Source organism: Terrirhizobium terrae (assembly GCF_030323265.1).
Lineage (GTDB): Bacteria > Pseudomonadota > Alphaproteobacteria > Rhizobiales > Rhizobiaceae > Neorhizobium.
In genome coordinates, this window is record NZ_CP104992.1 from 2,642,680 (window position 1) to 2,667,153 (window position 24,474).

Annotated in this window: 23 protein-coding genes and 2 pseudogenes; 14 read left to right on the forward strand and 11 right to left on the reverse strand. The window is 61.1% G+C overall.

Annotated features, from left to right (window positions below; all coding sequences use genetic code 11):
- The first annotated feature begins 67 nt into the window (after window positions 1-67).
- Window positions 68-892 (forward strand): L,D-transpeptidase, encoded by an 825-nt coding sequence (locus N7E02_RS20775; protein ID WP_286579503.1) that lies wholly within the window; start codon window positions 68-70, stop codon window positions 890-892.
- Between the two features lie 224 nt (window positions 893-1,116).
- Complete coding sequence (locus N7E02_RS20780; protein WP_286579504.1) at window positions 1,117-1,839, forward strand: L,D-transpeptidase; 723 nt, start codon at window positions 1,117-1,119, stop codon at window positions 1,837-1,839.
- Window positions 1,840-1,929: 90 nt separating this feature from the next.
- Here N7E02_RS20780 and N7E02_RS20785 read toward each other — a convergent pair whose 3' ends face one another.
- Window positions 1,930-2,361, reverse strand: a complete 432-nt coding sequence (locus tag N7E02_RS20785; protein ID WP_286579505.1) for a MarR family winged helix-turn-helix transcriptional regulator — start codon at window positions 2,359-2,361, stop codon at window positions 1,930-1,932.
- Between the two features lie 173 nt (window positions 2,362-2,534).
- Here N7E02_RS20785 and N7E02_RS20790 point away from each other — a divergent pair, with 173 nt between their 5' ends.
- Window positions 2,535-2,957: an organic hydroperoxide resistance protein gene (locus N7E02_RS20790; RefSeq protein ID WP_092998446.1), complete on the forward strand. Its 423-nt coding sequence runs from the start codon at window positions 2,535-2,537 to the stop codon at window positions 2,955-2,957.
- Window positions 2,958-3,059: 102 nt separating this feature from the next.
- Here the strand turns inward: N7E02_RS20790 and N7E02_RS20795 are convergent, their stop codons facing one another.
- From N7E02_RS20795 to N7E02_RS20805, 3 genes and pseudogenes are all read right to left on the reverse strand, one after another.
- A complete protein-coding gene (locus N7E02_RS20795; protein ID WP_286579507.1) occupies window positions 3,060-3,692 on the reverse strand; it encodes a LysE family translocator in 633 nt (210 codons plus the stop codon).
- An 84-nt stretch (window positions 3,693-3,776) separates the two neighbouring features.
- A complete protein-coding gene (locus N7E02_RS20800; RefSeq protein WP_286579508.1) occupies window positions 3,777-4,247 on the reverse strand; it encodes a hypothetical protein in 471 nt (156 codons plus the stop codon).
- Window positions 4,248-4,285: 38 nt separating this feature from the next.
- A pseudogene (locus tag N7E02_RS20805) lies at window positions 4,286-5,208 on the reverse strand (LysR family transcriptional regulator).
- A 130-nt stretch (window positions 5,209-5,338) separates the two neighbouring features.
- Here N7E02_RS20805 and N7E02_RS20810 point away from each other — a divergent pair.
- From N7E02_RS20810 to N7E02_RS20820, 3 genes are all read left to right on the forward strand, one after another.
- The gene (locus N7E02_RS20810; protein WP_286579509.1) at window positions 5,339-6,178 is read left to right on the forward strand and encodes an SDR family NAD(P)-dependent oxidoreductase; all 840 of its coding nucleotides are present in this window, start codon (window positions 5,339-5,341) and stop codon (window positions 6,176-6,178) included.
- Between the two features lie 138 nt (window positions 6,179-6,316).
- On the forward strand, window positions 6,317-7,207 hold the full coding sequence (locus N7E02_RS20815; RefSeq protein WP_286579510.1) for a hypothetical protein: 891 nt from the start codon (window positions 6,317-6,319) through the stop codon (window positions 7,205-7,207).
- Complete coding sequence (locus N7E02_RS20820; RefSeq protein ID WP_286579511.1) at window positions 7,150-7,806, forward strand: SMI1/KNR4 family protein; 657 nt, start codon at window positions 7,150-7,152, stop codon at window positions 7,804-7,806. Before N7E02_RS20815 ends, N7E02_RS20820 begins: the two co-directional genes overlap by 58 nt.
- Before the next feature lie 57 nt (window positions 7,807-7,863).
- Here N7E02_RS20820 and N7E02_RS20825 read toward each other — a convergent pair whose 3' ends face one another.
- From N7E02_RS20825 to N7E02_RS20835, 3 genes and pseudogenes are all read right to left on the reverse strand, one after another.
- Window positions 7,864-8,763 carry a bestrophin family protein gene (locus tag N7E02_RS20825; RefSeq protein ID WP_286579512.1) on the reverse strand — a complete coding sequence of 300 codons (900 nt, stop codon included), beginning with the start codon at window positions 8,761-8,763 and terminating at the stop codon, window positions 7,864-7,866.
- Between the two features lie 237 nt (window positions 8,764-9,000).
- A pseudogene (locus N7E02_RS20830) lies at window positions 9,001-11,429 on the reverse strand (glucose/quinate/shikimate family membrane-bound PQQ-dependent dehydrogenase).
- 333 nt (window positions 11,430-11,762) lie between these two features.
- Complete coding sequence (locus tag N7E02_RS20835; RefSeq protein WP_286583961.1) at window positions 11,763-12,224, reverse strand: MarR family winged helix-turn-helix transcriptional regulator; 462 nt, start codon at window positions 12,222-12,224, stop codon at window positions 11,763-11,765.
- Between the two features lie 55 nt (window positions 12,225-12,279).
- Here N7E02_RS20835 and N7E02_RS20840 point away from each other — a divergent pair, with 55 nt between their 5' ends.
- Genes N7E02_RS20840 through N7E02_RS20855 form a run of 4 tightly spaced genes read left to right on the forward strand, consistent with a single transcriptional unit; the run spans window position 12,280 to window position 14,946 of the window.
- Entirely contained in the window at window positions 12,280-13,035 is a 756-nt protein-coding gene (locus N7E02_RS20840; protein ID WP_286579513.1) for a DUF899 domain-containing protein, read from the forward strand.
- A gap of 41 nt (window positions 13,036-13,076) precedes the next feature.
- Window positions 13,077-13,541: a DUF1579 domain-containing protein gene (locus N7E02_RS20845; RefSeq protein WP_286583962.1), complete on the forward strand. Its 465-nt coding sequence runs from the start codon at window positions 13,077-13,079 to the stop codon at window positions 13,539-13,541.
- Between the two features lie 49 nt (window positions 13,542-13,590).
- Complete coding sequence (locus N7E02_RS20850; protein ID WP_286579514.1) at window positions 13,591-14,064, forward strand: DUF1579 domain-containing protein; 474 nt, start codon at window positions 13,591-13,593, stop codon at window positions 14,062-14,064.
- Window positions 14,065-14,103: 39 nt separating this feature from the next.
- A complete protein-coding gene (locus N7E02_RS20855; protein ID WP_286579515.1) occupies window positions 14,104-14,946 on the forward strand; it encodes a VOC family protein in 843 nt (280 codons plus the stop codon).
- 63 nt (window positions 14,947-15,009) lie between these two features.
- Here N7E02_RS20855 and N7E02_RS20860 read toward each other — a convergent pair whose 3' ends face one another.
- From N7E02_RS20860 to N7E02_RS20870, 3 genes are all read right to left on the reverse strand, one after another.
- Complete coding sequence (locus tag N7E02_RS20860) at window positions 15,010-16,365, reverse strand: EAL domain-containing protein (protein WP_286579516.1); 1,356 nt, start codon at window positions 16,363-16,365, stop codon at window positions 15,010-15,012.
- Window positions 16,353-16,547: a hypothetical protein gene (locus tag N7E02_RS20865; protein ID WP_286579518.1), complete on the reverse strand. Its 195-nt coding sequence runs from the start codon at window positions 16,545-16,547 to the stop codon at window positions 16,353-16,355. Before N7E02_RS20865 ends, N7E02_RS20860 begins: the two co-directional genes overlap by 13 nt.
- A gap of 241 nt (window positions 16,548-16,788) precedes the next feature.
- Entirely contained in the window at window positions 16,789-18,366 is a 1,578-nt protein-coding gene (locus tag N7E02_RS20870) for a helicase HerA-like C-terminal domain-containing protein (protein ID WP_286579519.1), read from the reverse strand.
- A 116-nt stretch (window positions 18,367-18,482) separates the two neighbouring features.
- On the opposite strand from N7E02_RS20870, the gene N7E02_RS20875 reads away from it, so the two are divergent.
- The 4 genes from N7E02_RS20875 to N7E02_RS20890 all read left to right on the forward strand — a co-directional run bounded on the left by N7E02_RS20875 (window position 18,483) and on the right by N7E02_RS20890 (window position 22,906).
- Window positions 18,483-19,475, forward strand: a complete 993-nt coding sequence (locus N7E02_RS20875) for a YihY/virulence factor BrkB family protein (RefSeq protein ID WP_286579521.1) — start codon at window positions 18,483-18,485, stop codon at window positions 19,473-19,475.
- Between the two features lie 132 nt (window positions 19,476-19,607).
- Complete coding sequence (locus N7E02_RS20880; protein ID WP_092997364.1) at window positions 19,608-19,997, forward strand: hypothetical protein; 390 nt, start codon at window positions 19,608-19,610, stop codon at window positions 19,995-19,997.
- A gap of 724 nt (window positions 19,998-20,721) precedes the next feature.
- On the forward strand, window positions 20,722-21,771 hold the full coding sequence (locus N7E02_RS20885; protein ID WP_286579522.1) for a magnesium transporter CorA family protein: 1,050 nt from the start codon (window positions 20,722-20,724) through the stop codon (window positions 21,769-21,771).
- 304 nt (window positions 21,772-22,075) lie between these two features.
- Window positions 22,076-22,906: a YiiG family protein gene (locus N7E02_RS20890; protein WP_286579523.1), complete on the forward strand. Its 831-nt coding sequence runs from the start codon at window positions 22,076-22,078 to the stop codon at window positions 22,904-22,906.
- A 243-nt stretch (window positions 22,907-23,149) separates the two neighbouring features.
- Here the strand turns inward: N7E02_RS20890 and N7E02_RS20895 are convergent, their stop codons facing one another.
- Complete coding sequence (locus N7E02_RS20895) at window positions 23,150-24,457, reverse strand: alpha/beta hydrolase family protein (protein ID WP_286579525.1); 1,308 nt, start codon at window positions 24,455-24,457, stop codon at window positions 23,150-23,152.
- Window positions 24,458-24,474 lie beyond the last annotated feature (17 nt).

Consider the following 24,474-nt stretch of genomic DNA (forward strand, 5'->3'; position numbering starts at 1 on the left):
CCACCAGCTTCGCGCCAGCGCGGACTGCCACATTGCAGAAAGAGAATCTCTGCCGAAGTGGGTTTCCATGCTGAATAACGCCTTACCGCTCCGCCGTGCCGCGGGCCTTGCCGCCATCCTCGTCGCCACGACTGCGCTTGCCGGCTGCCAGCCGCTCTTCGTCACCGATACGAGCCGCATGAACCCGGACGTCTTCGTGCAGGAGACGGCGCCTGTCTTTTCCGTCCCGGAATATCGGGATCCACCGACCAACCAGCCGCCGCCCATGCCCGGCGGTATCCCGCATCGGCGTCAGCTCTACCCATCGGACTTCCACCAGACCTACGGTTTGCCGGTCACGAACCCGGTGCATCGAACGATGTATGACGTCATGCGCGACGACGGCCACACGCTGCCGGCCATTCCGCTGTCTCGCGTCGACCGGCGCTTCCTGCGTGCCGAGGTGGATTATCGCACCACCGAGGCGCCCGGCACGATCGTCGTCGATACCCGCGCCCATTACCTCTATTTCGTACAGCCGAACGGCAAGGCCATGCGCTATGGCGTCGGACTCGGCAAGGACGGCTTTGCCTGGTCGGGCCGCGGCATCATCCAGCGCAAGGCGAAATGGCCACGCTGGACGCCGCCGCAGGACATGGTGGACCGCCAGCCGGATCTGCGCCAGTTCGCTGCTGCCGAAGGCGGTGCAACGCCCGGCCTCAACAATCCGCTCGGTGCCCGCGCGCTCTACATCTACAAGGATGGCAAGGACACGCTTTACCGGGTGCACGGCACGCCTGACTGGCAATCCGTCGGCAAGGCGACCTCGTCGGGCTGCGTGCGCATGCTGAACCAGGATGTCATCGACCTCTTCGATCGAGTGCCGAACGGTACCCCGATCGTCGTCATGTAAACGGCTCCGAGGTCGGCCCTGTCGCCTCGGAACTCCCTTCGATCATTGAGTTTCCACGTGCCGCTCCCGTCTCCGTGAGCGGCCGTGCCGCATTTGTGATAGTTGCGGATTTACCGCAGCCCTATCTGTTCAGGGGTAAGCCTAGTCGACGGGAACCTTTCGTCTTCGACATCGTTCGATTAAGCTTTGCGTCAACGTGTCCCTCTCGAATGGTTCTTCCTGACATGATCTTCGACAATTCCCTCTCCCGCCGCGGCTTCCTGTCAGCCCTCGGCGTAGGCACCGCGTCGGCGCTTGCCGGCTGTGCCTCCACCACGCCCGGCTCCGGCGGCACGGTGATTTCCTACCGCAACGATACCGGCCTGCCGGGATCCGCCATGATGGGCGGTGCCGATTCCGAAGCGGCGCAGATGTACGGCACCGTGGTCGATGGCGGTTACGTTATCCCGGCCGTTCCTTATCAGAAGATCAATCCGCGCTATTATCGTCAGCGAGTGGTCGACCCGACGGGCGAGCGTCCCGGTACGATCGTCGTCGATACGCCGTCGCGCTTCCTCTATCTGGTCGAGCCCGGCGGCTCCGCGATGCGTTACGGCGTCGGCATCGGCCGCGAAGGTTTTGCCTGGAGCGGCGAGGGTGTCATCCAGTGGCGCCAGAAATGGCCGAAATGGACCCCGCCGAACGAGATGGTCGCCCGTCAGCCGGAACTGGTCAAATATTCGGCCGCCAATGGCGGCATGCCGCCGGGCCTCACCAACCCGCTCGGTGCCCGCGCGCTTTATATCTTCCAGAACGGCCAAGACACGCTCTACCGCCTGCACGGCTCGCCGGAATGGAACTCCATCGGCAAGGCCGTATCGTCCGGCTGCGTGCGCCTGATGAACCAGGACATCATCGACCTGTATGAACGGGTGCCGAACAAGGCCCGTGTTGTAGTCTGGCAGTAAGGAGAAGCATTGCCGCAAAGCGGCAAGCTGCTTCTTGATGAAGGTACAAAGGCCGCGATCATTCGCGGCCTTTTCCTTTCGGGCGGAAACTTACTCCTCCGCCCCGTCCAGCCTTGTCTTCAATCCCACCAGTGCTTCGCGCAAGGCTGAGGCCTCTTCGAGATTGCAACCGGTGGCCTTCATGATTGCTCCCATCACGCTGTCGGACTTGTCCTTCAACGCCAGCCCTTCTGGCGTCAGTGTGATCTTCACCTGCCGCTCGTCCTCCGGATCGCGCTTGCGCATCACCAGGCCGGATTGTTCGAGCCGCTTGAGGAGAGGAGACAGCGTGCCGGAATCGAGCCCCAGCCGATCGCCCAGCGTCTTCACCTTTTGTCCGTCTTCCGCCCAGAGCGTGATCATGACGAGATATTGCGGATAGGTGAGGCCAAGCGGTTCGAGCAATGGCTTGTAAGCGCGGGTGAAGGCGTGGGCCGCACCGTAGATGGCAAAGCACAGCATCGCATCCAGTCCTGCTGGCATGCCGGGATCCAAACTGGCGGGCGATTTTTTCGGGCTCGGCCCCCTGTCGTCACCGAACTGTGCTCTATCTTTTCCATAATTCATTCTCGCAGGCTTGACGGCGGAAATCAATGCGCATAAATCTATTGCACGCAATTGAATTGCGCGCAAATTAACGAAGAAGGAGTTTGAGCATGCCTATTCTCTATACTACCAAGGGTTCCGCTACCGGCGGCCGTGCAGGCCATGGCGCTTCTGAAAACGGCGTTCTCGACGTGACGCTGACGGTTCCGAAGGAACTCGGCGGTGACGGCGCGACGGGCACCAACCCGGAACAGCTTTTCTCGGTCGGTTATTCCGCCTGCTTCCTCGGCGCGCTGAAGGCCGTCGCGGCCAAGGAAAAGGTCAAGATCCCGGAAGACGCCAAGGTCACCGCCACCGTCGGCATCGGCCCGCGCGAAGACGGCACCGGCTTCGGCATTGAAGTCTCTCTCGCGGTCGACATTCCCGGTATGGACAAGGCCCAGGCCGAAGATCTGGTCGCCAAGGCGCATATCGTATGCCCCTACAGCCACGCCATGCGCACCTCGACCGAAGTTCCGGTCACGGTGGTCTGAGTCAGGCACTGCCACACGGAAAGCTGCGTCAGGCGGCCTTCCGGTGCATACTTCAAAACGGCTGGGGCCTGCGGGTTCCGGCCGTTTTATGTTCAGCGGGTCTTAGCTGCGTTGTAGCGCCAGATGCGCACCAAGCCCGATCAGGATGGTTCCGCCGGCGCGTTGCATCATCCGTTGCGCCGTCCCGGACTTTTTCAGGCGGCAAAGGATCGCGCCTGCCAGAAGCACGCAAACCAGATCCGCCGAGGAAAAGATCAGGTTCACGATCGCGCCTAGGATCAGGAATTGCAGCCAGACCGGAAAGTTTGCCGAGGCATCGACGAATTGTGGCAGGAAGGCCATGAAGAAGATCGCCGTCTTCGGATTGAGCACTTCCACGGTCACGCTTTCCAGAAATGCCCGCCGTGCCGATTTCTGCGCCATCGCGGGCAGGGTGGTATCACCGCTCGCGCGCGCCCTGAACAGCGAAATCCCGAGCCAGATCAGATAGGCGGCGCCGATCAGCTTGACGGCGGAATAGGCGAGCGGAACCGCGTGAAAGAGGACCGAAAGACCGGCCGCTGCGGCGATGACATGCACGTAGCAGCCGAGATGGATGCCGAGCGTCGCCATCAGTCCGCCCCGCCGCCCGCGTGCCATGGTCTGTGCTGCTGCGTAAAGCATGGCCGGACCGGGAATGTAGGCGAATATCGCGGTCGTTACGAAGAATGCGATCAGCAGTTCGTAAGATGGCATCGTTGATCCTCAAGGCGGGGGTGACCGGGCACGAGCGACGATAGCTGGTTTAAAGCCCGCGCGCCATTCGACTGAATTCTCACATCAAGCCCAGAATTTCCACCAGGGCCGTTTTCGTACGATGACCTGCGGATAGCCGGTACCCGCAACGTGATGCTGGAATACACCCGGCGCAGGCTCCGAGACGTTCTCTGGAAGAGGGAAAGGCTTCGACTTCTTGAGAAGCAGGTTGGAGACGAGGAAATCGAGCATTTTTGCTTGATAGTTCGCCTCCCGGTTTTGCAGGACATCACGGCTGCAGAAAGCATCGCGCACCCTGGCGCCGCCGTCGCTTTCTTCAAAATTCACTCGATAGACACCAAGCCCGGTCCAACTTCGATGAAGGAAGAGTGAGCCATCTTCGAAATAGATCATCCACTTGTCTTCCATGGCTTTCGGTTCGAAGCCGGCCTTGATCCGCTGAAATTCCTCCGGCGAAAAACTGTCTCGATAGGGTATGTTTTCGACTTTGCCAAAAGGCTCACACCTATCCCTGAATGTTGATGTCTCTGTCATTTTGTCTTCCATTTCAGAAGAGGAACACCCGGTGCCTATCAATGCTGTGCAGGCCGAAAGGGGAATTCTTCGCCATCAACCAGCCCTGACGAAGTCCACGAATGCCCGCAGCGCAGCGGGCATCTGGCGGCGGCTTGGATAGTAGAGATAGAAGCCCGAGTAAAAGGGCACCAGTCCTCTAGCACACGCACCAGCTTGCCCTGTGCTACAAGATCCTTCACCTGATCCTCGAAGGTAAAGGCGATGCCGCCGCCAAGCAGCGCCGCATCCACCATCATGTCCTGATCATCGAGAACCAGGGCGCCTTCCACCTCGACCGAAAGCTCCACGCCGCCGCGCTCGAATTCCCAGGCATAGAGCCGGCCGGTGCCGAAGCGGAAGCCGATACAGGGCAGCGATTTCAGCTGCTCGGGGGCCGTGGGCTTCGGATGCTTCTGGAAGAAGTCCGGCGTGGCAACGATTGCCGTCCTCTGCCTCGGCCCGATCGGCACGGCGATCATGTCCTGCGCGATCACTTCGCCGAAGCGCACGCCGGCGTCGAACCCTCGGAGACCATATCGACAAGATCGTTATTTATGACGATCTCGATGGCGATGCGCGGATGTGTTTCCAGAAATCGGGCGACGAGCGGCAGAAGCACCATGCGCGCCGAAGGACGCGATGCGTTGATCCTCAATCGCCCGACCGGCGTGCCGCGAAAGTTGTTGAGGTCGTCGAGCGCGTCCTCGATGTCGCGAAAGGCCGGCGCCACGCGGGCAAGCAGCCGCTCCCCGGCCTCGGTCAGCGCCACGCTGCGGGTCGTGCGGTTGAACAGACGCAGGTCCATCCGCTCCTCCAGCGCCTTCATCGCATGGCTGAGTGCGGACGGCGTGCATCCCAGCTCATCCGCCGCGCGTCGAAAACTCTTGTGCCGGGCAAGCGCCAGAAAGGGTGTCAGGTCGGAGGGAGCAATGATCCGCATTGGTGAACTGTATTCACTAAGCCGAGGAGAATCGAGTCGATTATCTCAGGAACGTTCACGGCGTAAAACTCTCCTCAAGCCGCCGGTGGTCGACGGCTCCAACGTCTTAGAAGACAAATAGGAGGTTCTCATGCGTACATGGTTCATCACCGGAGCATCCCGCGGTCTTGGTGCTCTCATCGCCGAAAAGGCATTGGCAAAGGGCGACAATGTCGTTGCCACTGCCCGCAATCCGAAGACGGTCACCGAACGCTTCGGCGAACATTCCAATCTTCTTCCCGTCGCACTTGATGTCAATGACGAGGCCCAGGCCCATGAGGCCGCAAGAGCCGCCGTCACCCTCTTCGGCCGCATCGACGTGCTCGTGAACAATGCCGGCTTCGGCCTGCTCGGCGCCGTCGAAGAAGCAAGTGCGCAGGAAGTGGAAGCGATTTTCCGCACCAATGTCCTGGGTCTTCTTTCGGTCACCCGCGCCGTGCTGCCCCACATGCGCCGCCAGCGTTCCGGCCATATCCTGAATTTCTCGTCGATCGGCGGATATCGCAGCGCGGCAGGCTTCGGCGTCTATTGCGCGACAAAATTTGCCGTCGAAGGCCTGACCGAGGCGCTGGCCGATGAACTCGCCCCGCTCGGCATCTATGCGACCGCTGTAGAACCTGGCTATACCCGCACCGATTTCCTGGAGGGCAATTCGCTCACAATCAGCCCGGTCGTGATCGACGACTATGCGGCAACCTCCGGCGCGGTGCGTGAACATGCAAAGATGATCAGCCGCAACCAGCCGGGCAATCCCGAGAAGCTCGCCTCGGTGGTGATCGATTTCGTCGACATGGAAAACCCGCCGGTCCGCCTGCCGCTCGGCAGCGACACGGTCGCCGCCATCGAAGCCAAGATCGCTTCCGACACGGCAATTCTGGAAAGTTTGCGCAGCATCTCCGTCTCGACGGATTTCGCCACCGCCGCAGCCTGAACTGTTGGTTCAAAACGAAAACGCCCGGTCATCCGCCGGGCGTTTTTCCGTCGTGAGCAACCGGCAGGGGAGGGGCGATAGAGACCGACCGCTCGCCAAGGCAATCGCGCTATATCATCCTCATTTCTACAAGCTTCGTTGCAATCCGGCGGTCGTCCTCTAGATCCGAAGCGAGTGATATTTTCAGCCTTTTATCTTCCGGCGTTGGGCCGGTTAGTTTTCAAGCAGGATCCCATGAATTTTGCGAAATTCTTTCACAAGGCGCCGGGTGACGATGACCGCATGCTTTTTCTCGCGGTCGACGGCGATGTGCTGATCGGCTCCTATCTGCGGGAGGTCGACTATCTCGGCTTTGATTGGGCCACTTATGATAAAACGAAAGACAACCTGCCGGGCGAGTTCCTGCGGATCGAAATCGATGATGAAAACGAAGGCATCACCGCGTTTCGACGAGAAGCCGAAGCGCTGCGCCGGCAGGGCTATATAGAGACCCATCACACGAGGCACACGCTCCGGGATCTTAATGGCGATTTCACCCCGAAGCCGGAATGGCAGCAGACAATCGATGAGGCGCTGATGTCGGCATTTGCCGACCCTCTTGACGTGCAGGCGGAACGCAATGCCGCCTTCATAGGCACGCCGGCTCAGGAACAGCCATTGGCAAAGTGGCTGGAGGCTCGATACGCAAGTGCGATGGAACGGCCGGATTCGCTCGAGCTTGCAGAACAGGCTTGCGCAGCGTGGCGGCGTTGTCAGGCAGAGGGGCACGCCGGTTACATCTGGTCCGTCTATTCGAGCAATATCGAGGGCGAACTCTTCGAACTTCTGGGGCGGGAATATCTTTTCGAAGGCCCAAACTGCAATCCTGCAGCCGCGCTCGTCGCGATCACGGTCGCAAGGAAGCTTCGGCGACACGTTATCGTCAATGGCTCGAAGCCTGGATCATCTGCAATCACTTCACCGAGCGTGAAGTGGATGCTTATGACGCGATATATCGCATTGCGGGTGACAGCTATTTCAAGGAGATAACTTCACGCGACAGCTTCAAGGCCTATGCGAAACATCGTCTTGCAGACCAGAAAGCCGGGCGCTCCACATGGCGCTGGAGCACTGCTACCTCACCGGCCGATGAAGCCGCGATCGCCGAGGTCGAACACTCCTTGGTCATCGCATACCCTGAGGACTACACGAACTTCTTGAAGGACAAGGGCGAGTGCAGGCTGTTCGTGCGCTTGCCACATGAGGACGCGGTTCTGAAATTCGCCAACCCTTCGCAACAGGTAAGGATGCGCGACGACTTCATGAATTTCGTTCGCAACCCGGGTGTGGCAGGTCCTGATCAAATCGTCGTTGATGGCTTTGGCCTGTCTCTCGATCACCTCATTCCGATCGCGGAACCCCAATATGTGAGCAATCTTCTGCTCCTGTATGTCGGCCCCGGAGAGCGCTATGGCCATTGCTACGTCTGGAACCATGACGACCCATGGGAACTCGTCTGCGAGCAGCCGAGCTTTGCGGCCATGAAGGAAAAATTGCTCGGCGGCATCGTGTTGAAAGACCCTCAGGCGCTCGATCTGTTCAACATCCACCTCTTTGAAGAAGAGGATTTGGAAAGTGATGAGGACTGAAGGCTGACCGGCGCCGGCGCGCCCGGCACCATGCCGGGCGTTTTGGCCGTCGTCAGACTACCACAGCACATTCCCGACAGGCTTGAGCGGCGTTGCCGGCTTGGGCTTGCCGATCAGCTGTTCGAGATCGATCTGGATTGTCCGGCAGATCGAGGACAGCGGCACGTCATGGGCACGGTTGGCGAACGGATCCTGCAGGTCGGCGCCGATCCGGTCCATGGCAAGCAGCATGAAGCCGACCACGGTGGAGGCGAGCGGCGTGAAGATCGTCAGCGTATCGACGAGCCCGATCGGCAGCAGGATACAGAAGGCATGCACGAACAGCGTCGGGTAATAGGCATATTCGCGCGGTAGCGGCGTGTTCTTGATCCGCTCCATGCCGCCCTGGGCATTGCTCATGTCGACGAGCAGGCTTTCGATCTGGATGCGGCGATAGCTGTCGATCCAGCCTTTGCTCTCCGCGTCGGCCAGCATCGCGGCGCTGCCGTTCAGGATGGCGTTCGGCGTGTTGTTGAAGCCGCGCACCTTCTCCGCCTCGTCCTCGGGCAGAAATTCATCGATCTCTTCGCAGGATTTCTGACTGCGCAGATGGCAGCGCAGGGCATGCACATAGGCGATCTGGCGGGTTACCAGCGTGCGGCGCAGGTGACGGCTCTCCGGCCGATCGTCGATCAGCGAATAGACCTCGCGGGCAAATGAGCGTGAGGCATTCACCATTGCGCCCCACAGCGTGCGGGCCTCCCACCAGCGGTTATAGGCATTGTTGTTGCGGAAACCGAGAAACAGCGCGAGAGCTGAGCCAAGCAGGCTCATCGGCAGGACGGGCAGGTTGAGCCAGGGATGGGGAAGGTAGACATAGGCCAGCGTGACGGCCAGGTCCCAGAGAAACAGAAGGGCAAGCGGCCATCCGATATAGCCGAGCATGCGGTGCAGACGGGCGGACTGGGGTAAGACCATGAAAAGCTTCCTCGTTCACTCGCTTAAATGCGCAATTTCGAACTTAAGCTGCATTGCAGCAATTTCGAGGTGCGGTGCAGCAATCGAGGTCGCCAACGGGCGCCGAAATTAATTTCACCATGCCGGGCAGGGAGGTTCCCGCGATAAACTTTTTTGAGCGGGATTTTGCGCAGCTGTTCAAACGAAAAATGCCCGGCGCTTGGCCGGGCATTTCGAGCATTTGTGGCGAACCGATGATCAGTTTGGCAGTGCGTAGGCGATCACGTAGTCGCCGCGGTCGGGCGACTGGCGGGCGCCGCCGGCTGAGATGACGACATACTGCTTGCCGGTCTTCGGCGATTTGTAGGTCATCGGTGTGCCCTGGCTGCCGACCGGCATGCGGGCCTTCCAGATTTCCTTGCCCGTGGCTGAGTCGAAGGCGCGCAGATAGTAGTCCTGGGTGGCGGCGAAGAAGACGAGGCCGCCCTGGGTGGCGAGCGAGCCGCCGATGGTCGGCATGCCGATCGGGATCTGCATGCCCATCTTGATACCGAACGGGCCGGTATCCTGCACCGTGCCGAGCGGCACCTGCCACTTTATCTTCTGCGTCGTCATGTCGATCGCCGTCAGCGAACCGAAAGGCGGTTCCTGGCAGGGAATGCCGAGCGCCGACAGGAAGCGGTTCTTGTCGACGGCATAGGGCGTACCCTTCATCGGCACGACGCCCATGACCGTGTTGGTTGCTTCCGAACCGCTGGCAACGGCCGTCGTCGGTGCGGCTTCCTTCATCTGGATCCAGAGGCCGAGGCGCATGTCGTTGACGAAAACGGTGTTCGTCGTGGGATCGGTGGAAACGCCGCCCCAGTTCATGCCGCCGAGCGAGCCCGGGAAGTTGAGCGCGAGGTCCGTGCCTGGCACCGTATAGACGCCGTCATAGCGCATGCTCTTGAACGAGATGCGGCACAGAAGCTGGTCGAACGGGGTCGCGCCCCACATGTCGCTTTCGGTCAGCGTCTGGGCGCCGATCTGCGGCATGCCGACGGAAAGCTTCTGCGTCGGCGCATAGGGCTCGTACGGGATCTTGCCTGGCTTGACCGGAACTTCTTCCACCTTGGTCAGCGGCTGGCCGGTGGCGCGGTCGAGAACCCAGATCTGGCCGGCCTTGGTGCCGAACACGAGTGCCGGAACGGTCGTGCCGTCACCCTTCGGGAAATCGACGAAGGACGGCGCCATCGGCACGTCGAAATCCCAGAGGTCGTTATGGACCGTCTGGTAGACCCATTTCTCGCGCCCGGTCGTGGCGTCGAGCGCCAGCATGGAGGCGCCATACTTGTGGTCGAGATCCGTGCGGGTTGCGCCATAGAGGTCGACAGACGGGCTGCCGACCGGCAGGAACACGGTGTTGGAAGCCGCGTCATAGGACGTGCCGGCCCAGACGTTCGGGGTCGAACGCTTGTAGGTGTGGCCGTCTTCCGGTGCTGTGTTGACCGTCGGGTTGCCCGGGTCGAAGGCCCAGCGCAGAGCGCCGGTGACGACGTCGAAGCCGCGCATAACGCCACCCGGCATGTCGGTCTGCACGTTGTCGGCAATGCGGCCGCCGACGATGATCGTCGTGCCGGCAACTGTTGGTGCGGCCGTCAAGACGTATTGCGGATCGGGTGCATCACCGAGGCCGATCTTCAGGTCGACACGGCCATTGTTGCCGAAGTCCGGGCAGAAGGCGCCGGTATCGGCATCGAGCGCGATCAGCTCGGCCTGGATGGTGTTCATGATGATGCGGCGCTGGCAGAGCGCGCCTTCGGCAACGTTCACAGGAGTAACCGGCGTCGAACCTTCGATCGTCGGCTGGACGAGCGGCGCGGCTGCATCGAAATAGGCAAGACCGCGGCAGCGCATCCAGACGGACGACTTTGCGTTGATCTCGTTCTTCCAGATCTCCTTGCCCGTATCGGCATCGATGGCGATGACGTTGTTGTGCGGGGTGCAGAGGAAGACGCGGTCGTTGACCTGAAGCGGTGTCAGCTGGTCTTCCGCGCCGCCACCACCGGGGCTGATCGGCGTATCGCCGGTCCGGTAGGTCCAGGCAACGGTCAGGTCCTTGACGTTGTCACGGGTGATCTGGTCGAGCGCGGCAAAGCGCGATCCGCCATTGGTATTGCCATAGGCTTCCCAGTTCTTCTGCTCATTGGCCGGATCGACCGGAGTGAGTGGCGCAGGGTGCCGGAAAAGGCAACGGTCGGATGCGGCACGAACATGCCGGCGAAACCGGCAGCCGAGGCGACGGCGAGCACGGCGGCGACGGCGAAGGACGGGAGGTAGGCCGGCGTCTTGCCGGCGGCACGGCGCAAGAGTGGGAAGCTGAGCGCGATCACGGTCGCACCGACGCCGAAGGCCAGCAGGCGCGAGATCAGCGGCCAGAAATCGAGGCCCGCGTCCCAGACGGCCCAGATGGCGGTGAGGATGGTGACCAAGCCGAAAAGAAGCGCGCCGGACGGCTTGCGCAGGATGGTCAGCACGCCGGCTGCGATGATGGCGATGCCGGCCAGCAGGAAGTAGAGGCTGCCGCCGAGCATGACGAGCTTGCCCCCGCCGATGGCGAAGAACAGGCCTGCGAGTACGAGAACGGCGCCGAGGACGAACAGCCAGGTCTTGGCGATCGCGGAGAGGGCGCTCCGAGAGGTTTCCATGGGTATTTCTAGCTCCAGTTTCGGGTTCGACAATGTCGACAGCCGAAATCCCCGGGAGTGACGTCAGGAGCGGAATAGAGGTTCAAGATGCGCCTACCATGCTTCTGTCGAAGGACGCCGGCGGCGGGCCGGTCATCTGTGACCGGCGGGTCGGGAGCGTCCTCTCGAGGACTTCGTCTCAAGGTCTGGCACGCCCTCCCATCGCGCGACAGCCGCAGGCATTTTAATGCCCGCGCTGCGGTATAATGCCGCCTGCGACGAAATTGCAAGAGAATGTATGTACTATTTCGTACACGAAGCGTTCAATGTTTCCGCGTATCTGAAAATGCGCTGTTATTCACCTGTTTTCAGCGAATTGCGGAGAGAGATTCTGCGCACCGCGAGAGACCCGCCGTCGCCCAGTTCCTGATCGATCTCGGCATGGACGCGCGTCCAGATCGGCACGGCGGCAGACAGTATCGCCATGCCCTCGTCGGTCAAGGTCAGAAGGCGACCGCGGCGGTCCTTGGGATCGCTCTCGCTCTTCACCAGCCCACGGCGCTCCAGCACTTTCAGCGCCGCCGTCAGCGTCGTGCGATCCATGGCAAGCAGATCGCAGACGGATTTCATCGTCGCGGGCACCGGCCGGTTCAAGGACATCATCAGCGAGAACTGGCCGTTGTTCAGCCCGATTGGCTTCATCGCCACGTCGAAGCGACGGGCGAGAGCACGGGCCGCTCGCTGCACATGCAGGCACAGGCACGTGTCGCGCACATGCAGGGTAGTGGAGAATGGAACCGAATCGAGATTTGACATCATGGGATAATCATGTTGATATCAACGTAATCTGTCAAGGAAGAGGAGGCCTGAGATGGACGTGACCGTTTCCGCGAAGAACCCCGTGATCGACAAGGACGAGTGGCGCGACGCGCGGCTGAAGCTTCTGGAGTTGGAAAAGGAGGAGACGCGGCTGCGCGACAAGGTCCGCGCCGCTCGCCAGGCGCTGCCCTGGGTAAAGGTCGAGAAGGACTACGCCTTCGACACGCTTGCCGGCCGCAAGACCTTCGCCGAACTGTTCGACGGCCGCAGCCAGCTGCTCGTCTACCATTTCATGCTCGGGCCGGATTGGGAGGAGGGCTGTATCGGCTGCTCCTTCTTCTGCGATCACATCGAGGGCGCCCTGCCGCATCTCAACAATCACGACGTCACCTGGGTCGCCGTGTCCCGCGCGCCGCTCGACAAGATCGAGGCCTATCGCAAGCGCATGGGCTGGAATTTTCCCTGGGTCTCGTCCTTCGGCAGCGATTTCAACTATGACTACGACGTCTCGTTTTCCGATGAGGAGCGGGCGTCGGGCGCGGTCCAATACAATTACCGCAAGGTGCCGACCGATCAGATCGCGGATGAAGAACACGGCATGTCCTCCTTCTATCGCGACGAGGCGACCGGCGAGATATTTCACACCTATTCCACCTATGCCCGCGGCGGCGAGGAAGTCTGCGGCACGCTGATGCTGCTCGATCGCGCGCCGCTCGGCCGCAACGAGACGTCGACCATGAGCTTTCTCAAGCGTCACGACGAGTATGAGCAGAAGCCCGAGAATGGGTCTTCATCCTGCTGCCATTGAGGCGGCGTAAGGTCAAAAACTTCAGGGAGGAAGATATGACCATGGTCATGGCCAAGCCGCGCGCCGAGCACGGCTTTCTGGAAAAGATGGTCGGCAGCTGGGATGTCACCTCGGACATGAGCGCCGGCATCCCCTGGGTCGAGGAGGTCCGCTCGCTGCAGGGCATCTGGATCGTCGCGGAAGGAAGCGGCGACATGCCGGGCGGGGAAGGGCCGGCAACGACCATGCTGACCCTCGGCTTCGATGCGGCCAAGGGCAAGTATGTCGGCACCTGGCTCGGCTCGATGATGGACTATCTGTGGGTCTATGAAGGTGAAGTCGAGCCCGACGGCAAGACGCTCAGCCTCTACACGATCGGCCCGTCGATGAGCGGCGAGGGCATGGCCGACTATCGCGAACGAGTCACCTTCCTGAGCGACGACCACCGCACCTTCACCTCCGCCGCCAAACAGCCGGACGGCAGCTGGAAGCAGTTCATGGAAGCGCATTACCATCGGAAGAGCTGATATCGGCTCGCCGCACCCGCCCACCTGCTCGAACCCGAAGGAGAGAACGATGAGCGCAGCAGAGATGTATAAGCCCCAGCCCGAACATTTCGCGTTGGAGCGCATGGTCGGCACCTGGGACGTGAAATCCTCGATGACCGGGCCCTATGCCCGCTGGACTGAAACCTGCCGTTCGCTGGATGGCATGTGGTATGTCGCCGAAGGCGAGGGTGATGTGCCCGGCGGCTGGGCGAAAACCATTCTGACGGTGGGCTACGATCCCGAAAAGGGCAAATATGTCGGCTCTTGGATCGGCACGATGATGGGCATGCTCTGGACCTATGAGGGCGATTTGTCCGAGGATGGCAACACGCTCAGCCTCTACACGACCGGGCCGGATTTCGAAGGCAGCGGCGGCACCGTCGAATACCGCGAACAGATCGTCTTCGAGGATGACGACCACCGGCTTTTCACCTCGGCCACAAAGCAGCCGGACGGCAGCTGGAAGACATTTCAGGACATTCATTACACCCGCAAGAGCTGAAGCGCGGCGTTCGCCGCCTATCGAGAGGAGATGACGACAATGTTGCAGACTGCCTCGAAATCACGATCAGATACCCATGGAAAGTTCATCTGGTGCGAGTTGATGACCTCCGACACCAAGGCCGCCGGCGAGTTCTATTCGTCGGTCATTGGCTGGAAGATCGGCGAAATGCCGGTGTCCGTCGAAGATCCGGGTGAAGCCGGGGGCAGCGAGGACATGCCCTATTTCCTGTTCGAGATGGGCGAGGGCGACGATTGCCCGGGCATCGGCGGCATGATGTCGTTTCCCGCGGAGCTGGAAGGCAAGCTGCCGCCGAACTGGACCGGCTATGTCGCCGTCGATGATGTCGACCAGACGGCTAAGGACTATGTGGCCCTCGGCGGCAACGTTCAACGGGAGCCCGCCGACATCCCGGGTATCGGCCGCTTTGCCGTCGTTGCTGATCCCCATGGCGCGGTGATCTGCATCATGACGCCGCTCCCGCCGGAAAATCCGCCGCGGGAACTCGGCCCCAATGACCCCGGCAATGTCGGCTGGCGCGAACTCTACGCCGGCAATGTCGACGAGGCTTTCGACTTCTATTCGAAAGTTTTCGGCTGGACCAAGGACCATGATTTCGACATGGGCGAAATGGGGCCCTACCGCATCTTCGCCCATGGCGGGGAAGCGGTCGGCGGAATGATGAAGATGCCGGCGGGCGTTCCGATCCCGTGCTGGAGTTACTATTTCAACGTCGAGGCGATCGATGCCGCGATCGAGCGGGTCAAGGCCGGCGGCGGCCAGGTCGTCAACGGTCCGATGCCGGTGCCGGGCGACAGCTGGATCATCCAGGCCACAGACCCCCAAGGGGCCTTTTTCTGCCTGGTGGCGCCGAAGCGCTGACCACTGCGATAGAAAGTAAGGTGCAGGACATTCTCATGTCCTGCACCAGTCCGTCGGCATGTCTCAGCGGCGTCCGCCATGGACGCGCTGCAGCGGAACGACCTTGCTGGCCTGGCGCTGCAGGTTGGAATGGACATAGGAGATGAACAGGTCGGCGGGCATCGGCTTGCCGTAATACCAGCCCTGAGCGAACTCTACGCCGTGCTCGATCAGGTAGTCGGCCTGTTCCTTCGTCTCGACCCCTTCTGCCACGACGCTGAGCTTCAACGCCTTCGCCATGTCGATAATGTAGGAGACGACGGAGCTCGTGGCGGTCTGTTTGTTGATCGTGTCGATGAAGGACTTGTCGATTTTCAGCGCGTCCAGCGGCAGGCTCTGCAGATATTGCAGGCTGGAATAGCCGGTTCCGAAATCGTCGATTGCAACCTTGTAACCGCGAGCGCGGGCCTCGGCGATCGTCTTGCTCGCTTCGGTGATGTCGAGCAGGCCACGCTCCGTGGCTTCCATCCAGATCTGCCGGTTCTCGATGCCAGTGCGGCCGATGCGCTTCTCCACCGTCTCGAGAATGCGACCGGTCTTGATGTCGTCGGCGCAGAAATTGATCGCCACATGCAGCGACCGATGCTGGACGAGCAACTCGTTCAGGTCCCTGACCACGGCATCCAGCACCTGGTCGGTGATCGGTTTGATAAGCCCGCTCTGTTCGGCAAGCGGAATGAAGAGATCGGGTCGTACGAGGCTGCCGTCCGGCCGCTTCCACCGGACCAATGCCTCCGCGCCGACGCAGAGCCCCGTCGCCAGTTCGACGATCGGCTGGTAGTGCACGATGAATTCGCGTTTGCGCACGGCAATCTGCAATTCGCTGAGCGGCGAAAGCCGCTTGCGCGACATGCGAACCACGAGCGCCACGATGAAGAGCGAGGCGAAGGCACCGAAGGGCAGGAAGACCACGAGCTGGCCCTGGAAATGCTCGTAAAGTTCGTCCTGCTGATTGAGGGCGATGGCCGTCCATCCCGCCTCTGAGGCGACGGCATAGACATGGTCATTTTCCAACCCTCGGCTGCTTTCCCGCGCACGCTCCTCGGTCTCGGCCGAAACCGTTCCGTTCAGGCTGGCAGCCTTGGCGCCATTCGGCGCGATGATGGCGATACGAATGTGATTGTCAGCGAGAAGATCGATAGGCCGGATGGGGTCGATCAGCGCATTGTGTCGGCCGACCTGCACCACCGTCATTGGATCGGCGCCGCTGAAAAGCGGAGGGACGGCAACCCAGGCCTGGATATCATCGCCCATGGTGAAGTCGGGCGCCTGCTGGTCGATCCTTTTCGTCACTTGCCCCCAGGAGGTGCATTTCAACAGGCCACCGTCGAGAAAGCCGATTTCCTTGATGCTGCGCGAATTGATCGTCAGTCGACGCATCTCGCCGACATGCGCATCCGAACAAGGGGAAAGGAAGCATTACCGTCGATCGCACGCAGGGTCGCGGCGGCATGAAGGATGGATCGCTCGGTGCGGGCAACAGCCTGCTGCGCGATCTCCATCAGCCTGTCCTGTTCGGTCTTCACCGACAGCGACCAGGCCGCGTAGATCGTGATGGACAACGGAAGGAGCACCCCGACAAGCGCGAGTATGGTGGCTTGGGCTATGACCCCTGATCGCTTCACTGGCGCCTCGCTCGTGCAATAAAGTCACGGGAATACCGGCGCACACTAGAAGCGAGGTGTTAAGGCAACGTCTCCATAATGCCTTGAATCACCATCTATTTTCGCATTGCAGCAGAAAATTCCTCGGTTGCAGCGCTATACGGCAACCAAGGGTATTGCTCTCTCAAGGCGCCAGCAATCAGCGCTTGAGACTGCCCAGAATTCCGCGCACCAGTGCCCGGCCGAGCTGGGTGGCGACGGTGCGCGTCACGCTCTTCATCGCTGCTTCCACGATCGTCTCACGCTGATAGCCGGAACGACCGACGGTCTTGCGGCCACGCTGCTGCTCGTCCTCGTCACCGCCGCCGAAGCCCGGAAGCGTCCACCCGGTCGTCTCGCCGGAACCGGCCGGCGGGGCGGGCTCCAGTTCGTCCTGCGCGTTCTTGGCCGCGGCCGCGTCGGCCGCCTGCTTGGCGCGCGAGGCGAGCATTTCGAAGGCGCTTTCGCGATCGACATCCTCGTCATACATGCCGAGTACTGGGCTGCGATCCATCACGCCCTGCCGCTCCTCATCCGTCAGCGGACCGATCCGGCCAGCCGGCGGGCGGATCAGCGTGCGCTCGACCATGGAAGGCGCGCCCTTGGCTTCCAGCGTCGAGACCAGAGCCTCGCCGGTGCCGAGCTGGGTGATTGCCGTCGCGCAATCGAAATCCGGGTTGGGGCGGAACGTATCGGCCGCCGTCTTCACCGCCTTCTGCTCGCGCGGCGTATAGGCGCGCAAAGCGTGCTGCACCCGGTTGCCGAGCTGTGCGAGCACCGTTTCCGGCACGTCGAGCGGGTTCTGCGTGACGAAATAGACGCCGACGCCCTTGGAGCGGATCAGTCGCACGACCTGTTCCACGCGATCGATCAGGATCTTCGGCGCCTCGTCGAACAGGAGATGCGCCTCGTCAAAGAAGAAGACCAGCTTCGGCTTTTCCGGATCGCCCACTTCCGGCAGTTCCTCGAACAGTTCCGAGAGAAGCCACAGCAGGAAGGTCGCGTAGAGCCGCGGGTTCATCATCAGCTTGTCGGCGGCCAGAATCGAAATCTGGCCATAGCCATTGTTCGGGTTCGTCCGCATGATATCGGTGATCTTCAGGGCCGGCTCGCCGAAGAAGTGTTCCGCACCCTGCTGTTCAAGCACCAGCAGCGCGCGCTGGATCGAGCTGACCGAGGCCTTGGAGATCAGGCCGAATTCCTTGGAAAGCTCGCCGGCATTCTCGCCCATGTAGTTCAGCAGCGAGGTAAGGTCCTTCAGGTCGAGCAACGGCAGGCCGGCCTTGTCGGCCAGCTTGAAGGCGATGTTGAGCACGCCTTCCTGCGGTTCCGACGCATTCATCAGCCGGGCGAGCAGCAGCGGCCCCATTTCGGCGATCGTGGTGCGGACACGGTGGCCCTTCTCGCCGTAGATATCCCAGAAGATGACGGGGAACTGTTCGAAATCATAGTCCTGCAGGCCGATCTGCTCGGCGCGCTTCAGGAGAAAATCCTTAGCCTCACCCTTGGCCGCGACACCGGAAAGGTCGCCCTTGATGTCGGCCGCGAAGACCGGAACGCCGGCGCGCGAAAAGCCCTCGGCAAGGATCTGCAGCGTCACCGTCTTGCCGGTGCCGGTCGCGCCGGTGACCAGACCGTGACGGTTGCCGAACTTGAGGTCGAGATATTCGGCCTTGTTGAGCGTGTCGTCCGGCTTGCGGCTGCCGCCGATGAAGAGCTTACCCGTCTCGTCCGTCATGCAACTATGCGCTCCCTCGCGGCGTTTGTTGTCAAATGCTTATAAGATGGCCCGCGGGGAGGGGCAACGGTTTTGCAGAGGAACGGGAAGCGGCAACCGCCTGAAAAGAGGGCGCTATGACGATCATCGATGGTGTTGCGGAAGGCGAGGGCAATCAGCCCGGGAGAGAGCGGGGCAGGGCAGCGGATACGCCGGCCGAGATTCCCGCTCGCGGCCTCAAGGACGTCTTCTGGCGTGTGTTCTCCGCCGTGACCGAAGATCGCGTGACGCTGATCGCGGCCGGTGTCACCTACTATCTCCTGCTTGCACTGTTTCCTGCCGCCAGCGTGCTGGTCTCGATCTACGGCTTCCTCGCCGACCCAGCGACCATTGCCGAGCGCATCGCAAGCCTCAGCAGTGTCATGCCGGCCGATGCTCTTAACATCTTCCTCGATCAGGTGAGGGCACTGGCATCCGAGCGCGGCGCAACGCTCTCGGTCGGTCTCATCGGCGGCCTGGCGCTGGCGATCTGGAGCGCCAACAATGGCATCAAGGCCCTGTTCGAGGCTATGAACGTCGCCTATGGGGAGAGCGAGAAGCGCAGCCTGCTATGGCTCAACATTGCCTCGCTCCTCTTCACGCTCGGCGCCTTCGTCATCGCGGTCGTCATCCTGTTTGCCATGGGCGTGGTGCCCGCCGTGCTCAACTATCTCTGGCTCGATCGCTGGGCGGAGCTGATCATCCGCTTTGCCCGCTGGCCGATCATGATGGTCTTTGTCGGCATCGGCATCATGGCGCTCTATCGCTTCGGGCCGAGCCGCGAGCCGGCCAAGGTCCGCTGGCTCACCTGGGGTGCTGCCTTCTCTACCATCTTGTGGTTCGCTGCCTCGCTCGGCGTTTCCTACTACCTGTCCAACATTGCCGATTACAACGCGACCTATGGCACGCTGGGCGCGCTGATCGGCTTCATGGTCTGGACCTGGATTTCCGCCATCATCGTCATCGTCGGTGCCGAGATCAACGCCGAGCTCGAACACCAGACGGCAAAGGACAGCACCACCGGCCGCCCGAAGCCGATGGGTGAGCGCGGCGCCTATATGGCCGATACGCTGGGCAAGGCGAGCGATTGACGGGGGCTAGCCAGAATAGACCTTGCGCGACCATCCCTTGCCCGTGAATAACAATGCTCCGCCGCTGGCCATATCCCAGTCAAGTGTGTATTACGTTGACGTCAACGTCAGATTTTTGAGGAGATACCTCTGATGAACGAACTGGTTTCCCGCGTCGCCGACAATGTCGGCCTTGCTCCCGATGTCGCCGAAAAGGCGATCGGCATGATGCTCGGCTTCCTGCAGCGCGAGGCGGATGACGGCGCGGTCGCCAGGATGATCGAAGCGATCCCCGGCGCGCCGGAACTCGTTGCCCAGTTCAACGGCGAAGGTGCGGGTGGCGGCGGTCTGCTCGGCGGCCTGATGGCAAGCTTCGGCGGCGGCGTCATGGCGCTTGGCCAGCAGCTGATGAGTCAGGGTCTCGGCATGGGCGAGATCACGGCGCTTGCCAAGGAAACCATGGCCGTTGCCCGCGAACACGCTGGCGACGAAACGGTCGATACCGTCATCGCCTCGGTGCCGGGCCTCAGCCAGTTCGTCTGATCCAATCGCTGTCACGCACCGAACACAAGAAGGCCGCCGGCTCCTGTAGACCGGCGGCTTTTCAATTTCTGTGATCCGTATTTTGATTGTTTTGCCGAAACTCTAATATATTTTCTGGGTATTGGAATACCCTTGTTCGGATTATCCAGTAAATAAGAAGTTATACATTCGCAATATGAAATTGGTTTCTTGGTTGAGTAAGCCAAGTGCGAGGAGTTTACACAGTATTATCTGAAATATGTAGAAACAAGAAAGCCGCCGGTTCCTGTAATACCGGCGGCTTTTTGTCGATTGGCACTCGCAACATTGCCAGATCGAGTGGGATCTGTGACGCCTCGCAGGGAATACTGGTGCCCCACCGAGGAATTGAACCTGGACCTGCTACGAACGAAATAGCTGCTCTAGTATCGAGCTAAGAGAAGCAGGCTTTCGACCTTATATATTAGTTATTAATAATGTACAAACGGAACCGACGCTGCAATGCGATCAAAGCTCTGGGAGCGGGGCCGCGGCGCGAAAAAACCGTTTGACTTTTCGTTGGCTGAGGCACATTTCACGCCGTGAAGGGGCACCCGTTCGGGCCCGCCCTATTTCAAAGGACAATTGAGATGAACCCCGACAGTCGAAGTTCGACGTCATTACATAGACCTGCCGCCTCGGGGCTCTGATCCTTTGAACAACAGGATGCGCGCTCCGGGACCCAATGGTCCGAGAAGGAGCCGTCATGCTGCGTATCCACGCCTATGACATCGACCGCCTTGTTCCCGCCGTCTTCGACGAGCCGGTGGAGGAGGCCGCAAACGAACTGACCGCAGCATCCGCACCGGCAGGGCAGGCAACCGTTGGGCGTAAGCAGACCGTCGTCTGGTACGACCTGATCAGCCCGACCGCCGAGGAAGAACGTGAAGTCGGCGAATGCCTCGGCATCGTCGTTCCCACCATGGACGAGATGGAGGACATCGAGCTTTCCGCCCGGCTCTACCAGGAGGACGGCGCCGAGTTCATGACCATGACCGTCCTGACGCGGCCGGATGCCGGCACCCCGCTCAAGGTGCCGGTCACGTTTATCGTCAAGGGTCATGTCCTCGTGACTGTCCGCCACTCCGAACCGCGCCCGTTCGATGCCTTCATGGCCCGTGCCCGCAAGGCAAACGGCATGGGCCTGCATTCCGCCACCGGCGAGCTGATCATGACCGGCCTGATCGAGGCGATCATCGACCGCATGGCCGATACGCTGGAGCGGCTCGGCAACGATATCGACCAGATCTCCCGCGACGTCTTTGCCGCCAAGGCCTCCAAGGCCAACAAGAAGCAGCGCGACCTGCAGGAACTGATCCGCGCGATCGGCCAGAAGGGCGAGTTCATCACCGTCACCCGCGAAAGCCTCGTCAGCGTCTCCCGCGTCGTCGCCTATTACGGGGCACTCGACGGCGTCGATCGCAAGCTGCCGAAGGAAATGCGCCAGCGCCTGAAGCTCTTGCAGCGGGACGCGACCTCGCTCGGCGACCACTCCGCCTTCCTATCGGGCAAGATCAACTTCCTGCTCGATGCGACGCTCGGCCTGATCAATCTGGAGCAGAACCAGATCATCAAGATCTTCTCGGTCGCCTCGGTCATGTTCCTGCCGCCGACGCTGGTCGCCTCCGTCTACGGCATGAACTTCGCATACCAGCCGGAACTGCAATGGCATTACGGCTACCATTCGGCCATCGTGATGATGGTCGTCTCGATGGCAGTACCCTATCTCTATTTCAAGCGTAGAGGCTGGCTATAGGCCTGCGCGGGCATCGGTGGCGCATTCCCTGCCGATGCCCGCACAAGGCCGCGCTGGCGCATTCTCCATTTATGCGAATTTTCGCAATTGACCTTCGGCGTTTCAGCCCCAAATGCCCAGTGGTTTTTAAGGCTAAGTCTTTCTGGGGGTATTCATAATGCGGTCTTTTGCGTCGAGGGCGGTCGCCGTCGCGATTTTTGCTCTTTTTCTGCAGGCGCCACTTTGGGCGCTGATCACAAGTGACTCATCCGCCATCGCTCAATCCGAGGCCACGCCTGAGGATCCGGCCGGGGCCGAGGAGGTGGTGACCGACGCTGCCATCACCAAGATGAATGCCTATGTCGAATTCCTCAACCGCTCGCTGCGCGCCTCGGAAAGCCTGCAGCGCTATGCAAGCTGGGTCGACATGAAGAAAGGCCCGACGGGCAAGGAGCGGGTAATCTACGGCCTCTATTCGCTCTATGACGTGCGCGAGGAAATCGCCGCCGTCGAGGCCGCCGCCAAGGCCGAGCCGAACATGCCGGAACTCGACACCGCCATACTCGCCTATGTCGAGACCTACCAGAAGCTCGCGCCGGTCATCGAGAAGGCCAACAAATATTACGAACGGCTGGACTACAAGTCCGACAAGATGGCGGGCGCCAAGGCCTTCCACAAGGATATCGCTGCGCTCGCTCCGACCTATGAGGAGCGCCGCAAGGCAGTCGATCTTGCGCTTCGGACGGAAAAGCTGAAGCTTGATCTGGCCTCGCTTGCGGCGCTGGAAAAGGCGGAAGGGAAGAAATCCCGCTGGCATGTGCGCAACATCATGATCCATGCCGAGGCAATGATGGATCTGATGCCCGACAACGACAAGCCGGTGGTCGACATGGCCGTCTTCAAGACGGAGCTCGACAGCTACGCCGCCGCCGTCCGCGAGTTCGACGACTACGCGCTGGAACACCCGGACAGTTTCCACGTCTTCGAATCTCGCCCGGCCTCGCTCCTGTCGAAGCTGCGCGATCTCGACGAGACGCTGGGTAAGGTCAAAGGCGACGCCCGCAAGGCCGGCGGCGACGACATCGAATGGATCGTCTCGGACTACAATACGATGGTCTCGACGTCGCAGACGGCGACGACGTTTGCGAAGGATTGAGTTGGGTTCGTTTGGCTGGCGGCGTTGGCGCAAGCCCACCCCCTCTGGCCTGCCGGCCATCTCCCCCACAAGGGGGAGATCATATGCCGCACGACCTTCGCCCGAACTGACAATTGCAGCTTCCTATTGGTTTACATTGGTTATGCTTAGGGCAGAAGCGTGCACCTAGCCAATCTCCCCCTGTGGGGGAGATGCCCGGCAGGGCAGAGGGGGTATCCCGCACTCGGTGTCATACGGCCGTCACTAGTCCGCCACCGGCTCGAAATCCGGCAGCAGCTTGCACGGCTCGTCGTAGCTTTTCCGCTTCTCCTCGCAAAGCGCCGCGATCGTCTGCTTGGTCGGCTTCTCGCCCTTGTCGATCCACGTCATCATGGCCGAAAACAGTGCCGCATATTGCGGCGTCGAGAGCTTCGAATGCTCCGCCTCGTCGGAAAAATTCTGCTGCAAGAGATCGCCATTGCCCGCCTTTTCCACCGTCTGGCGATAGATCGCCTCGTGACTGACAAAGACGGTCGGATCGTCCTTCGCATGCAGGGTTATCGTCGGGACGACGATCTGGCCGGTGAGGTCTGAATCATAGGCCATCAGCCGATGCCCTTCCGGATCGGCAGTAAACCGCTCGACACCCTTGTTCAGCGCCGCGTCGTCGTCCGAGCCCTTGTATTCGACCTTCGAATTGTCGAACGGGTTCCGCCCGTCGAGCCTGCGCCAGACGATGTCGGAGAACAGCCCCGTCGCCCAGGCGAGATGCGCCACCAGCGATTTTTCCGGCACCTTCGTCACGGCCAGGATGTTGGCGAGGTTCTTGGCCTGCTCGGGCGTGCGCTTGTCCTTGGCCTGCGAAATGCCGGTGCATTCGTCGACGCGTTTTTCCAGCTCGTCGCGCGACATCTTCTCGCCCTTCGGCAGACCCTGCCAGACGGGATATTGCACCTCGTCGGCGCGCGGATGGTTCTTGCAGTAATATTGATAGGCGGCCCGCAGATCCGCGCGAAAATCATAGCCATGCCCGCCGCCCGCCAGAAGCCCGCTGGTCAGCACCACGCCGTCGTAATTCTTGTGCCCGCGCCAGTCGAGCGCATAGAGCTCGGCGGTCTTGGCCGCGACATTGCCGCCCCAGGACTGGCCATGCAGCAGCACATGCTTCGGCTCGCCGAGCAACCGGATCGCGATGCGCCGCACATTATCGGTATCGGCCGCCGCCATGCGCACGCCATAGCCTTCGCGGCGATAGTTCGAGCCCGCCCAGGCATAGCCTTCCTGCACGGTCACGGCGAAACGCTCCAGATCCTCCACCGGGTCATCTGGCTCGGGCTTGGCCGTACGTGGCCCGCCATGGGAATGCACGACCAGCGTGCCGTTCCAGTTCTTCGGCCTGGCGATCCAGTAATAGGCGCCGCGGAAATCTCGGCCCGCATAGCATTCGGTGCCCTCCGGCATCGATTTCGGGCAATCCTTCGGCGCCGGCTCAGCACCCCGTCTTTGCGCGGCAGCAGGCAAGGCGGTGGTGGCGATCACCGCCGCCGATATCAATAACGTTTTGAAAAGCATGGAAAACTCCTCCTTCC

What these genes read in the sequence shown, in the direction of transcription:
- N7E02_RS20775 (WP_286579503.1), top strand. Translation starts at nt 68, where the DNA reads ATGCTGAATAACGCCTTACCGCTCCGCCGTGCCGCGGGCCTTGCCGCC.
- N7E02_RS20780 (WP_286579504.1), top strand. Translation starts at nt 1,117, where the DNA reads ATGATCTTCGACAATTCCCTCTCCCGCCGCGGCTTCCTGTCAGCCCTC.
- N7E02_RS20785 (WP_286579505.1), bottom strand. Translation starts at nt 2,361, where the DNA reads ATGCCAGCAGGACTGGATGCGATGCTGTGCTTTGCCATCTACGGTGCG.
- N7E02_RS20790 (WP_092998446.1), top strand. Translation starts at nt 2,535, where the DNA reads ATGCCTATTCTCTATACTACCAAGGGTTCCGCTACCGGCGGCCGTGCA.
- N7E02_RS20795 (WP_286579507.1), bottom strand. Translation starts at nt 3,692, where the DNA reads ATGCCATCTTACGAACTGCTGATCGCATTCTTCGTAACGACCGCGATA.
- N7E02_RS20800 (WP_286579508.1), bottom strand. Translation starts at nt 4,247, where the DNA reads ATGACAGAGACATCAACATTCAGGGATAGGTGTGAGCCTTTTGGCAAA.
- N7E02_RS20810 (WP_286579509.1), top strand. Translation starts at nt 5,339, where the DNA reads ATGCGTACATGGTTCATCACCGGAGCATCCCGCGGTCTTGGTGCTCTC.
- N7E02_RS20825 (WP_286579512.1), bottom strand. Translation starts at nt 8,763, where the DNA reads ATGGTCTTACCCCAGTCCGCCCGTCTGCACCGCATGCTCGGCTATATC.
- N7E02_RS20835 (WP_286583961.1), bottom strand. Translation starts at nt 12,224, where the DNA reads ATGTCAAATCTCGATTCGGTTCCATTCTCCACTACCCTGCATGTGCGC.
- N7E02_RS20840 (WP_286579513.1), top strand. Translation starts at nt 12,280, where the DNA reads ATGGACGTGACCGTTTCCGCGAAGAACCCCGTGATCGACAAGGACGAG.
- N7E02_RS20845 (WP_286583962.1), top strand. Translation starts at nt 13,077, where the DNA reads ATGGTCATGGCCAAGCCGCGCGCCGAGCACGGCTTTCTGGAAAAGATG.
- N7E02_RS20850 (WP_286579514.1), top strand. Translation starts at nt 13,591, where the DNA reads ATGAGCGCAGCAGAGATGTATAAGCCCCAGCCCGAACATTTCGCGTTG.
- N7E02_RS20855 (WP_286579515.1), top strand. Translation starts at nt 14,104, where the DNA reads ATGTTGCAGACTGCCTCGAAATCACGATCAGATACCCATGGAAAGTTC.
- N7E02_RS20860 (WP_286579516.1), bottom strand. Translation starts at nt 16,365, where the DNA reads ATGCGTCGACTGACGATCAATTCGCGCAGCATCAAGGAAATCGGCTTT.
- N7E02_RS20870 (WP_286579519.1), bottom strand. Translation starts at nt 18,366, where the DNA reads ATGACGGACGAGACGGGTAAGCTCTTCATCGGCGGCAGCCGCAAGCCG.
- N7E02_RS20875 (WP_286579521.1), top strand. Translation starts at nt 18,483, where the DNA reads ATGACGATCATCGATGGTGTTGCGGAAGGCGAGGGCAATCAGCCCGGG.
- N7E02_RS20880 (WP_092997364.1), top strand. Translation starts at nt 19,608, where the DNA reads ATGAACGAACTGGTTTCCCGCGTCGCCGACAATGTCGGCCTTGCTCCC.
- N7E02_RS20885 (WP_286579522.1), top strand. Translation starts at nt 20,722, where the DNA reads ATGCTGCGTATCCACGCCTATGACATCGACCGCCTTGTTCCCGCCGTC.
- N7E02_RS20895 (WP_286579525.1), bottom strand. Translation starts at nt 24,457, where the DNA reads ATGCTTTTCAAAACGTTATTGATATCGGCGGCGGTGATCGCCACCACC.